Origin of the sequence: Pedobacter namyangjuensis, from assembly GCF_003313325.1 — a bacterium.
Lineage (GTDB): Bacteria > Bacteroidota > Bacteroidia > Sphingobacteriales > Sphingobacteriaceae > Pedobacter > Pedobacter namyangjuensis.
This window is the reverse complement of the sequence record NZ_QMHQ01000006.1, coordinates 71,060-82,803: the sequence shown is the minus strand read 5'-3', so window position 1 is coordinate 82,803 and position 11,744 is coordinate 71,060. Positions and strand designations below refer to the sequence as shown.

At 35.7% G+C, this 11,744-nt stretch carries 8 protein-coding genes and 1 tRNA gene; 3 read left to right on the top strand and 6 right to left on the bottom strand.

The features are described from left to right. The first annotated feature begins 45 nt into the window (after positions 1 to 45). On the top strand, positions 46 to 1,458 hold the full coding sequence (locus DUT69_RS18715) for a TolC family protein (RefSeq protein ID WP_113654846.1): 1,413 nt from the start codon (positions 46 to 48) through the stop codon (positions 1,456 to 1,458). A gap of 215 nt (positions 1,459 to 1,673) precedes the next feature. On the opposite strand, the gene DUT69_RS18710 is transcribed toward DUT69_RS18715, so the two are convergent. Together DUT69_RS18710 and DUT69_RS18705 are read right to left on the bottom strand one after the other, a co-directional pair. Further along, positions 1,674 to 2,876 (bottom strand): GAF domain-containing sensor histidine kinase, encoded by a 1,203-nt coding sequence (locus tag DUT69_RS18710; RefSeq protein WP_113654810.1) that lies wholly within the window; start codon positions 2,874 to 2,876, stop codon positions 1,674 to 1,676. Positions 2,877 to 3,021: 145 nt separating this feature from the next. Beyond that, a tRNA-Arg gene (locus tag DUT69_RS18705) sits at positions 3,022 to 3,093 on the bottom strand. 180 nt (positions 3,094 to 3,273) lie between these two features. Between DUT69_RS18705 and mgtE the strand changes: the two genes are divergently transcribed. Next, the gene (gene mgtE / locus DUT69_RS18700; RefSeq protein ID WP_113654809.1) at positions 3,274 to 4,647 is read left to right on the top strand and encodes a magnesium transporter; all 1,374 of its coding nucleotides are present in this window, start codon (positions 3,274 to 3,276) and stop codon (positions 4,645 to 4,647) included. A gap of 803 nt (positions 4,648 to 5,450) precedes the next feature. On the opposite strand, the gene DUT69_RS18695 is transcribed toward mgtE, so the two are convergent. Together DUT69_RS18695 and ychF are read right to left on the bottom strand one after the other, a co-directional pair. Continuing rightward, on the bottom strand, positions 5,451 to 7,169 hold the full coding sequence (locus tag DUT69_RS18695; protein WP_113654808.1) for a hypothetical protein: 1,719 nt from the start codon (positions 7,167 to 7,169) through the stop codon (positions 5,451 to 5,453). Between the two features lie 369 nt (positions 7,170 to 7,538). Next, a complete protein-coding gene (ychF, locus tag DUT69_RS18690) occupies positions 7,539 to 8,633 on the bottom strand; it encodes a redox-regulated ATPase YchF (RefSeq protein ID WP_113654807.1) in 1,095 nt (364 codons plus the stop codon). 233 nt (positions 8,634 to 8,866) lie between these two features. Here ychF and DUT69_RS18685 point away from each other — a divergent pair, with 233 nt between their 5' ends. Further along, positions 8,867 to 9,337 carry a DUF5362 family protein gene (locus tag DUT69_RS18685; RefSeq protein ID WP_113654806.1) on the top strand — a complete coding sequence of 157 codons (471 nt, stop codon included), beginning with the start codon at positions 8,867 to 8,869 and terminating at the stop codon, positions 9,335 to 9,337. A gap of 68 nt (positions 9,338 to 9,405) precedes the next feature. Here the strand turns inward: DUT69_RS18685 and DUT69_RS18680 are convergent, their stop codons facing one another. Continuing rightward, positions 9,406 to 9,738 carry a DUF3276 family protein gene (locus DUT69_RS18680; protein ID WP_113654805.1) on the bottom strand — a complete coding sequence of 111 codons (333 nt, stop codon included), beginning with the start codon at positions 9,736 to 9,738 and terminating at the stop codon, positions 9,406 to 9,408. Between the two features lie 119 nt (positions 9,739 to 9,857). Continuing rightward, positions 9,858 to 11,642, bottom strand: a complete 1,785-nt coding sequence (locus tag DUT69_RS18675) for an ABC transporter ATP-binding protein (RefSeq protein WP_113654804.1) — start codon at positions 11,640 to 11,642, stop codon at positions 9,858 to 9,860. Positions 11,643 to 11,744: the final 102 nt, after the last annotated feature.

Sequence of the window (11,744 nt, the reverse complement as noted above, 5' to 3'; positions counted from 1 at the left end):
TATTGCTGCATGGTTAAGGAAATGGTACAATTAATCAATATAAAAATGAAAACAATTATAAACAGTTTTTTTGCAGTTGTGCTTTTAATATTAAGTAGCTGTGGACTAACAAAGGATATTGCAACGCCCTTAAAAGATGTGCCTGTTAATTTTAGAGGTGTAGAAACAATTAATGATAATGCTAGTATAGGCGCAATTCCCGTTAAAGCATTTTTTAATAATCCAGCTATACTTAATTTAATTGATAGTGCATTGTTAAGGAATTTCGATATACAAATAGCCTTAAAAAATATAGATGCCGCAGAGCTGATGCTAAAAAGAGCTAAGCTTGGAAACATCCCTCAGTTAAACTTGCAGGTAACGGCCAACTCTAACCGACCATCGGACAATAGCTTAAACGGTTTAAGCACATCGCAGTTTTTAGGAACAAAACACCTCGAAGATTTTAATGCAAACTTGTCGCTAAGCTGGGAAGCAGATATATGGGGCAAAATTGCTAAACAGAAAGATGCCGCTTATGCAGGTTATTTACAGTCTGAAGAGGTAAAAAAAGCCGTTCAAACGCGAGTAGTTTCACAAGTAGCTTCTGGGTTTTATCGTTTGTTGATGTTAGATGCGCAATTGAAGGTTGCTAACAGTAATGTAGAGCTAAATAATAATACCCTTAAAATGATTAAAATGCAGTTTGATGCTGGTCAGTTAACTTCCCTGGCTATACAACAAGCAGAAGCACAGCAACTAAAAGCTACGCAACTTATCCCTCAAATTAAACAAGAGATTAGCATACAAGAGAATGCGCTTAGTTTTTTAAGCGGTAAATTTCCATCTGCTATTGAGCGTGCAACAACGCTACAGCAAATTACTATTTCAGATCAGCTTGCAGTTGGTGTTCCCTCAACCATGTTAAGCATTAGACCAGATGTAAAGAGTTCTGAATTAGATTTAAGAATTGCGAATGCCAAAGTTGGCATTGCGAATGCTCAATTATATCCTTCTTTAATTATAACTGCTTCTGGAGGCTTAAATTCATTTAAAGCTAGCAACTGGTTCAATATTCCGGCTTCTTTGTTTGGCGTTGTAGGTGGTGGCATTACACAACCAATATTCAACAGAAAAGAACTAAAAACACAATTTGAATTAGCCAAAGTAGAAAGAGAGCAGTCAGTACTTTTATTTAGGCAGAAAGTTGTAGCTGCAGTTGCCGAAGTTTCTGACGAGCAGAGTAAAATAGTTAATCTAAAAACTGAATACGCTATTGCGCAAAACAGAGTTGCAACGCTACAATTAGCGGTTAAAAATTCAGATTTACTTTTTAAAAGCGGTATGGCAAATTATTTAGAAGTAATTACAGCGCAGGGCAATTTATTGCAGGGCGAATTAGATTTAACGAGTTTAAAAACCGCACAACTAAATGCTGGCGTGGCTTTATATAGAGCGCTAGGCGGTGGTTGGCAATAATATAAAATTGAGGGTGTATCGGAGTGATTTTAAAAGTAAAATGAGAAAATAATTTTTTGAAATTCATCATTCCAATGAAACAGGGATGGTAATGCAGTAGAAAGGATTTAATAGCCAACTAATGCATTACGATGCCCTTTGGGGCTGGGCATGACGAAATCGCAGACTTATATTCTCAAAGAAATTTTAAATTTCTAATGCCGATACAACCCTTTTTAATGTTGTGGAAGACGGACTTCAAATCTTGTTCCTTGTCCTTCTATCGAGGTTATTTCCATGTTACCATTAAGACCATCAATCAGGTGCTTAATCATGGTCAGACCAAAACCATAGCCCTTTTCGCCACCTGTGCCGTCTGATGATTTTATGCCACCTTCCAAAATGGTTGCAATTGTTTTATCACTTATACCAATTCCAGTATCTGTTACTGCTATACTTAGCGCAAGTGTGTCATCAATCGCTTTTAAATCCAGGTCAACCGTAACATTACCTCTCTCGGTAGTAAATTTAATCGCGTTAGAAATTAAATTTCCGGCAATTTGTAGCACTTTGTTTTTAGAGAAAGGAATGGTTTCGTAATTAGCATTGGTATTAACCACAAAACTGATGTTTTTATATTGCGCTTGCGGTGTATATAGTTTAACTAATTTATCTTTCAGCAAAAGCAAATTGAAATCATCCTCAGTTAACGGCTTTTTAATTCCTTTTTCTGATAAAATTTCATCAGCTAAATCTAAGATAGATTTACCACCTCTATGTATCAGATTTACCATTTCTAAAATATCGCCCATCTTACTGTCAGTGCCTTGATTGTTGATAAGCTCAGAGATGCCAATAATACCAGAAAGCGGACCTCTAATATCATGAGCAACCTTTTGACTGGTTTCTTTTTCTACCTTTAGTTTGTTTTTAAGCTCGTGAACCAACTTTATAGAGCTTAACCTTGTAATTATCTCGTTGGCAACAATTTTTAGAAGCTCAATTTTTTCAGGCGATAGTTTTTTAAGGTTTTTATCTAAAACACATAAAGAGCCGATATTGTAACCAGTATTCGTTCTTAACGGTATACCGAAATAATATTTTAAGCTCATCGGTTTGTCTACGTAAGCCTTATGCTTAAATCTTATATCGGCAGAAAGATCTTCCACTTCAAAATGATCACGCTCTAAAATCGTATACTGACAAATCGTTTCTTCTCTAGGAACTTGGTCTACATCAATACCAAAGTTTGAAATAGACCATTGGGTGTAAGAATCTATGAGGTTTACCAAAGAAATTTCTGTTCCAGATATTTTGGCTGCTAGATAGGTTAAATCTTTAAAATTATCTTTTAGGTTAGAATAATCTAAGTCAAATTCGTAGAGACTAAGTATTCTATCCATTTCATTAGATGGAATAGGTGCTATATCAGAAGACATTAATAAAAACAATTAGGTGCGATAAAGTTAAAGCTTTTAATTATTAATTAACGCCCGAAACACATTCTTATTGGTTAAAGAATTATTAAGCCACAAAAAAAGCCGTTCAACAACTTAGTTTACGGCTTTTTTCTTGTGTTAAATGTGCTCCCGACGAGATTCGAACTCATATCGATGGTACCGGAAACCATAATTCTATCCATTGAACTACGGGAGCAGTTTGCAAATATAGAAAAAGATTGTTGCTAAGGTATTACACTTAAAAGTTAAATTAACTGAGGTGAAAAATATTTCAAGCTCACACAAAATCTAATTTAGATTGGTTTTTACCAATAAAAAAGGGCACTTTTGCACAAATTAAGGAAACGCATAAAGGCATGTAAACAAATTTTTGGTTATGGAAGAACTGCTGGTAGACGAAGTATTGCAATTGTTAGAAAACGAAAGTGACCGGCAGTTAAAAAATTATTTAAATGAGCTTAATATTTCAGATGTAGAGCATTTAATTGATGAACTTCCGCAATATGCCGTTAAATTCATAGAAACACTTTCTATAAAAAGAGCAGTAAACGTTTTTCGTATCCTCGATTTTCCTACGCAAGAACGTATTATAAAAAAACTGCAGAGTAATAAGCTTACAGAAATTATTAGGCAGTTGCCACCAGATGATAGGACAGCTTTGCTTGGCGAACTCAAAGGTGATGCTGTAAAACGATTGCTCATCCTTCTTCCAGATAATGATAGGATAGAGGCCCTACATCTTTTAGGCTACAAAGAAGATAGCGTAGGCCGATTGATGACACCTGATTTTATTGCCGTAAAAACAGATTGGACGGTTAATAGAGTACTTTCCCATATTCGCCGTTACGGTAAAAATTCAGAAACTATCGATGTGGTTTATGTAATTGATAAAGATGGCGTTCTTTTAGACGATATAAGAATTAGGGAAATTTTACTGGCAGATCCGGAAATTAGAATAGGTGACTTAACTGATAACCGACTGATTTCTTTAAAAGTAAACGATCCGCAAGAAGAGGCGATTAATGTTTTTAGAATGAATAATCGCGTGGCTTTGCCTGTTGTAGACGATGGAAATATTTTGCTCGGAATTGTAACCGTAGATGATATTTTGTGGATTGCCCATGAGGAATATACGGAAGATATCCAGAAAATGGGTGGTACCCAAGCCTTAGACGAACCTTATCTTGATGTTCCGGTTTTTCAGCTTTATAAAAAACGGGTGGTTTGGTTAATTGTGCTATTTTTTGGCGAGTTGCTAACCATTGCTGCCATGTCTAACTTTGAGCATGAAATTGACAAAGTAGTTATTCTGGCGCTATTTGTTCCGCTAATTATATCAAGCGGCGGCAACAGTGGTTCGCAAGCAGCAACGCTTATTATACAAGCTATGGCGCTAGGAGAGGTAACCATTAGAGATTGGTGGAATGTATTGCGCAGAGAAATTTTCTCTGGTGTATTTTTAGGTTCAACGCTGTGTTTGTTAAGTTTTAGTGTAATAGCTATTTGGCACATCGTTATGCCATCTTTTAGCGATCACCCAGTTTTGATAGGCTTGGTTGTTGGCTGTTCGTTAGTTGGCGTGGTACTCTGGGGAACTTTAATGGGCTCGATGTTACCTTTACTGCTTAAAAAACTGGGTGCCGATCCGGCTGCGTCAAGTACGCCTTTTGTAGCAACTTTGGTAGACGTAACCGGACTAATTATCTATTTCTCTTTCGCAATGTTATTTTTAAAAGGCGTTTTGCTTTAGATAATCTCGTCATTGCGAGGTAAGAAGCAATCTTTTTCGAGAACTGTATTTTAGAAAAGCAGTTACGTAATTCTTCGGCAAGTTCAGTCCCGTTTTTCGTTGCAATCTTTTACCCCTAAATCCCGATAAATCGGGACTCTTGTAAAAGGATTTCCACTTCACCCGGGTTTAAGGAGCAAGTTTTCTGCTGCTATTTAGGCTTAAGGGTATTAATTTGGCCATGCTGAGCGCTTACCTACCGCAGGCAGGTAGGCGAAGCATTTGCTAGCGTGACCTCGAGGCAAAATGTAATTAAGTTAACCGTTGGCGGGGACGCCAACTCTGGAGTGCTCATATGTTCGAGCCCTGCCAACGTTATAAACAATCCTTAAATTAATGACATTGCCCGAGCGTCAGATTCCTGGTTTCCCGGAATGCCAAATATATGCTTATAGGCACATGCAATCCTAAATAGTATAGCAACTGTTAGTTTAATAAACGGGATAGTAGCGAAAATCCTTTTTGCTCGTTATTTCGAACGAGCTCTTCGCGAGGAGAAATCTGTGTTTTTAAACTTCTTGCTTCAGTTTCTTGCTGATGTTGTTTATCTGCATTACAGCGTACAAAAAGATTGTAGCGCATAGGCCCGACTGACATTAAAAAAAATTACTGCCTCTGCTTTTCAAATCATAAAAAAGATAATTCGAAAAATGTGCTTTGAATTATAAAACTTATGTGGATGAGATTACAGTGCTTAAAGGTGTATGTTATTGGCCTCAATTTGATTTGCTATGATTTCTACAGGTGCGAAATTGAGCTTAGCTCTACTTTATTACTTTAACAAGCATATTGCCATTTTTATTATATCTTGCTAACCACCGCTTTAACGCAGCTTGAGCTTGCTCTAAAGTTTCGTACGTGTTAAAATCGCCAGTGCTTCCAGAGTCGTTGTTAAACTCTTGTTCTACCTTGGCATAAATTTTATCATTTACATTCTTCAATTCTTTTTGGGTGCCGGTTACTTCTCCAATATCGGTATGTAAAATAGTTTTGTTTTGTGATGATCCAATATCAGTCCGTGGTCTAGAAAAATAGAAATAATAATATTTTTTTGCCTCTGGTTTCTCATCCTTATAAACAACCACTTCATTTGTTGGTAAACCAAGAGTTGATGCTACGTTTCGATAGGTATCAACATTGGTTAAATATTTTTCACGCAATAGAGTGTATTTAGCTTCATCGGCTACCGCTTGACTTAATGTTTTTTCGAAAAAAATATAATTCGTTTTTACTGTTGGCGACTTTAGTAACAGATTCATCCATTTCCACATCTTCTCTTCACCAATCTCTTTTTCGATAGCTGAAAAAAGGAGTGGTGAATAATAATAAGAATATAACTCACGATTCTTGTAGTCGGCTTTAGATAGGATGCTTTTTACAGGTGCTGGCATTAAATTGCGCATAGCATTGGCCTTCATTTTTAAATTTTCTTGGTAAAGAGAATCACTCATAAAATCTCGTGTGATACGCATCGCTAAAAACTCCGCAAAACCCTCAGATATCATATCTCCAATTTCTGAGTTGAAGGCACGAACTGTTCCAAAATAGTAATGAGAAAGTTCATGAGCCATATAATGCAAGAAACCAGGGCGTTCTTTCTTGTCTTGAAAAGATTTCATCCCGTTTTCCCAGCCAACTTTTATGATAGAAGGATAGGAAACAAAAAACCAAGAATTATTTTTAGATACAGGCGTAGTTTGAATATAAACAGTTTTTCCTTTATAGGGTATATTTAATTTTTTCTGTAAATATTCTTGATAGGTATAAAGCTCTTTTTCTAAGTCTTTTAGCACAACTTCATCTGCATCTGGATTTAAAAAATATTTGTCGTTTATAACTGTCGACTTAAAATCGCCAGCAAACATGGTTAAATCTTGTGGTAAATTACTTTTAAGATTGGCACTCGTGCTATTTACAGGACTACTACCATTCAAATAAATCACTTTACAATCATCGCAGTTGATATTTAAGTCATAAGTAACCTTTTCATATCTCGTATCAGTTTTGATATTGTAAAGTATCGGATACCAAGCACTTTGTAATCCATCTACTCTAAGCGATGTGCCATTAAATGCTATATTTCCCCGCCAATCAGAAACACTAGATGTATCAGTGATGACAGGGAACATTCCGACATAATTAAAACGAACTGTATATGGCAGGTATTTTCCAGATTTTGACCATGAAGGTATATAATATGCAGATGATTCACCAGATGATAAGGTATCTTTTAGCGATTTTTCATAGTCAAGCGGCAACATATTTGGTTCAGCATTTTTGATATACCGAATGTTCATGCCAGAATTAAGTCTGAAAAAATAATCTTCTAAACGAGGCATATTTGATACGACCAAATCACATTCGAATGTTCCTTTTTTAATAGAAATCGTGATGTTTCCCTTTACATGGGGGATTGTATCTTGTGCACGGGTAAAAATCCAAGGTAAAAACATAAGTGCAGCAATAACAAAGAATTTTTTCATCGTATAGGGGGTTGTAAACGCTTTAAATTTCTGAAATTCTAAATCGAATTACAATTTTATTTCTTCCGTTTTTTCTCCAACCCTTAATAGAATTTTAGACCGAAGTTATTTAAACGGGATAGTAGCGAAAATCCTTTTTGATCGTTATTTCGAACGAGCTCTTCGCGAGGAGAAATCTGTGTTTTTAAACTTCTTGCTTCAGTTCCTTACTATTGTTGTTTATCTGCATTACAGCGCACAAAAAGATTGTAGCGCATAGCCCGACTAACATTGGTAAAAGCTACAGAAATTGCTTTTCTAATAAAAAAAGCTACCTCAATTAGAAGTAGCTTCAATTTTATTTTAATTCCCTTTTTGGTGATTTAAGGGTTAAACGTTAAACCTAAAGTGCATTATGTCGCCGTCTTCTACCACGTAAGTTTTTCCTTCAACACCTAATTTACCGGCGTCTTTACAAGCATTCTCTGAACCTAAAGTTACAAAATCATTGTACTTGATAACTTCAGCACGGATAAATCCTTTTTCAAAGTCTGTGTGGATAACGCCTGCTGCCTGTGGTGCGGTAAAACCTTTTGTAATAGTCCAAGCTCTAACTTCTTGCACACCGGCAGTAAAGTAAGTGTACAAGTCTAACAAGCGGTAGGCTGCTCTAATTAATTTATTAACTCCAGATTCGGTTAAGCCTAAATCGGCCAAAAACTCTTGGCGCTCTTCGTAGCTTTCTAGCTCGGCAATCTCAGATTCAATTTTAGCAGAAATTACTAAAACCTCAGCGTTTTCTTCAGCCACAGCTGCTTTAACCATCTCAACGTATTTGTTACCGTCTACAACAGAAGCTTCGTCAACATTGCAAACGTACATTACTGGTTTCTGCGTTAGTAAACCTAGATCTGCAATAAAATCGAAATCTTCTTGCTCTACTTTAGCAGTACGAATAGGTTTACCGGTTTCTAAATGCGCTTTAAATACAGTAAGAATATCAAATGTTTTTTTTGCATCCTTATCTGTTTTGGCCATTTTTTCAACCTTTTGAATACGCTTTACAACAGTATCCAAATCCTTAAGTTGTAATTCGGTATCTATAATCTCTTTATCTCTGATAGGGTCAACAGAACCATCTACGTGTATTACGTTACCATCATCAAAACAACGTAAAACGTGAATGATAGCATTTGTAGCTCTGATGTTTCCTAAAAACTGGTTACCCAAGCCTTCGCCTTTTGAAGCGCCCTTAACTAGGCCAGCAATATCTACAATTTCTATTGTGTTAGGTTGTACCTTGTTAGGTTTAACCAATTCTGCCAATTTTGTTAAACGATCATCTGGTACGGTAATTACACCAACGTTCGGCTCAATAGTACAGAAAGGAAAGTTTGCTGCTTGCGCCTTTGCGTTTGATAAACAGTTAAATAAGGTTGATTTACCAACATTTGGTAACCCAACTATACCACATTGTAATGCCATTTATATTTTAAATTAGTATTTAGTAATTAGATTTTAGTATATAGAATTAATCCTTGCTTTTTTCGTCTATCGTCTTTCCGCTTTCCGCTTTTCGCTTTCCGCTTTCCGCTTTCCGCTTTCCGCTTTCCGCTTTCCGCTTTCCGCTTTCACCTTATTAAAGGGCGCAAAGATATTATTTTTTACAGCCTTTACCTAATATGTTTATCTTTACGAAACTAAATTTAATACAGAGCATGGATAACATTGAAACAGCGCAAGAGCAAGAACCAGCACATGGTTTAATTATAAGTGAAGAAATACGTAGCTACCTTTACGATTTGGCAAAATGGGCCAATTTTTTGGCCATTGTTGGTTTTGCCATAACAGGGTTAATGGTTATTAGTGCATTTACAGTTGGTGCTGCAATGACTACTAGTAAAGAATTGCAAGCCATGTCTATGCAAATGGGCGGTTTGGGTGGACTAGGTTTTACTATATTTTTTCTGATTTACGCCTTTTTGATTTTCTACCCAAGTTTGTTAATGTTTAAATACGCAACAAAAGCGAAAATTGGAATTTTGTACGGCGAGCAGGAGAACCTAAACGAAGCAATTTCTAAGCTAAAATCTTTGTTTAAATACTGGGGTATTTTGGCAATAATTGTTATCTGCCTTTACGGGATGCTAATTATCTCTGCAGTTTTGGGTGGCATAGCCGGAGCGTAATGAATAAAAAAATAAGCATAAAAAAAATCTCCCGACAATTGTTGGGAGATTTTTTTTATGCAAAGTAGCTAGAAAGAAAAATCGTCGCTACCTGTTTTAGTGTTTTGGTTATATTCAGCATTTTCAGAATATTCGTAGCGTTTTTCTACTACTTCCTGATGTGATTTAATGTATTCGACTGTTTCGGTTAAACCTTCAGTAAACTTCTCGAAATCTTCTTTGTATAAAAAGATTTTATGTTTTACAAATACACCATCCTCTAATCTCTTTTTACTCTCTGTTAGGGTTAAGTAGTAATCGCCTGAACGTGTAGCTTTTACGTCGAAAAAATAAGTACGCTTACCAGCTCTTACCTTTTTAGAAAAAACCTCTTCTCTCTCTTTGTTGTCAAAATCTCCCATTGTTGTGTATAGTATTGGTTTAAGGTTGCGGTAAATATAACAGAATATATGTCAAACTTCAAAATAGTTAACCTTATGATTTTCTAATTAATTAAAAAATTATACTATCCATGATGTTTTTAAGTGTTTTCTTCCTCTAATAATTGATTTTCGTACATTTCTGCATAAACTTTTTGGTTGTTTAGCAGTTGCTGATGGGTTCCTTGCTCTATAATTTCACCATCTTCCAAAACAATAATTTTATCAGCGTTTTTAATGGTGCTAATTCTATGGGCAATAAGGATGCTGGTTTTGCCTTTCATTATTTTGCCCAAATTGCCAAGTATTTCTTCTTCTGTTTTAGTGTCTACCGCAGAAAGACAATCGTCGAAGATTAAAATTTTAGGTTCTTTAATTAAAGCTCTGGCGATGGAAACACGTTGTTTTTGTCCGCCGGAAAGTGTTATGCCACGCTCGCCCAACATGGTTTCAAATTTAAGGTCAAAATCAACTATGTTATTGTAGACGGCTGCATTTTTGGCCGCTTGTTCAACTTGGTCGCCTTTTATTTCGCTTAAGCCAAAGGCGATGTTATTTTTAATGGTGTCAGAAAAAAGGAAAACTTCTTGCGGAACGAAACCAACCTGATCGCGATAGCTGGATAAATTGATGTTTTTTAAATTCAGTTCATCAATTTTTATTTCGCCTGCATCGGTATCATACATACGCATAATTAAGTTTGCTAAAGTTGATTTCCCAGAACCTGTTCTACCAATAATAGCTACAAACTGACCTTGTTCTATGTCAAAACTTACATTCTTAATGGCATTTATCCCCGTATCTGGATAAGTAAAACTCACGTTATTAAAACTGATTTTACCATTTACATTTACTTTTTCTTGATTTCCGGAAACAATATCAGGTTTAAGCCCTAAAAACTCGTTAATCCTTTTTTGAGAAGCCGCCGCCCTTTGCACAAGCGTAGTTACCCAACCCAACATGGTAACCGGAAAGGTAAGTAAATTAATGTAGATGATAAATTCTGCAATATTGCCAGGCGTAATTGCGCCATCTATCACTTGTTTGCCACCAATGTAAATAGTTAGGATGGTACTAATTCCCACCAACAACAACATGGTAGGGAAAAACAAAGCTTGAACTTTAACCAAGTCCATAGATTTGTTTTTGTAACTGATACTTTCTTCAGCAAAAATATCTTGTGCTTGTTGTTCTCTAACGTAAGATTTTACTACCCTAATTCCCGAAAATCTCTCCTGCACAAAACTTGATAATCGAGAAAGTTGCGCCTGAATTTGCTCGCTTTTTTGGTTAATTAAAGTATTCACATAATAAACAATCACTACTAAAATTGGTAAGGGAAGGATGGCGTAAAAAGCCAATTTTGCGTTTACCGAAAACATAAAAAACAAGGCAACAAAAAATAATATTACCGTGTTTGTAGTGTACATAATTGCTGGGCCAACGTACATTCTTACCCGGTTAACATCTTCTGTAGCTCTATTCATTAAGTCGCCAGTATTATTTCTTCTAAAAAAGCCTAGGCTTAATTTCTGGTAATGCGCATAAATTTCATTCTTTAAATCAAACTCTATATGTCTGGACATAAGGATGATCGTTTGCCTCATGAAAAACAAAAACATCCCCCTTAACATATAAATAAATAGAATTAAGGCGCCGAAAAATAATAGATTGGTACTGAAAATATCGTAAATAATTTGCTGACGATCGAAACCCGCAAACATTTGATAAATAGCAATGTTTTCGGTTATTAGATTAAAAGCATGACCAACAACAGGCGCCTGCAGAATCTGAAAGATGATAGAAATGATGACGAAGGTAATCCCAGGAATCATCCGCCATTTATATTTATAGAAGTATTTGTTTAAAAAGAGTAGATGTTTCATCAGCTTGTAAAGTTAGCCAAAAGAGTTTCGTTTTTTTATTTATTTCCATAAAAACTAAGTAAAATAATAGTTTTTTTATCGTAATTTTGCCGACATCAATTC

Excerpts from the sequence above, each read along its gene's own strand:
- DUT69_RS18715 (WP_113654846.1), top strand. The coding sequence starts at position 46 with ATGAAAACAATTATAAACAGTTTTTTTGCAGTTGTGCTTTTAATATTA.
- DUT69_RS18710 (WP_113654810.1), bottom strand. The coding sequence starts at position 2,876 with ATGTCTTCTGATATAGCACCTATTCCATCTAATGAAATGGATAGAATA.
- mgtE (WP_113654809.1), top strand. The coding sequence starts at position 3,274 with ATGGAAGAACTGCTGGTAGACGAAGTATTGCAATTGTTAGAAAACGAA.
- DUT69_RS18695 (WP_113654808.1), bottom strand. The coding sequence starts at position 7,169 with ATGAAAAAATTCTTTGTTATTGCTGCACTTATGTTTTTACCTTGGATT.
- ychF (WP_113654807.1), bottom strand. The coding sequence starts at position 8,633 with ATGGCATTACAATGTGGTATAGTTGGGTTACCAAATGTTGGTAAATCA.
- DUT69_RS18685 (WP_113654806.1), top strand. The coding sequence starts at position 8,867 with ATGGATAACATTGAAACAGCGCAAGAGCAAGAACCAGCACATGGTTTA.
- DUT69_RS18680 (WP_113654805.1), bottom strand. The coding sequence starts at position 9,738 with ATGGGAGATTTTGACAACAAAGAGAGAGAAGAGGTTTTTTCTAAAAAG.
- DUT69_RS18675 (WP_113654804.1), bottom strand. The coding sequence starts at position 11,642 with ATGAAACATCTACTCTTTTTAAACAAATACTTCTATAAATATAAATGG.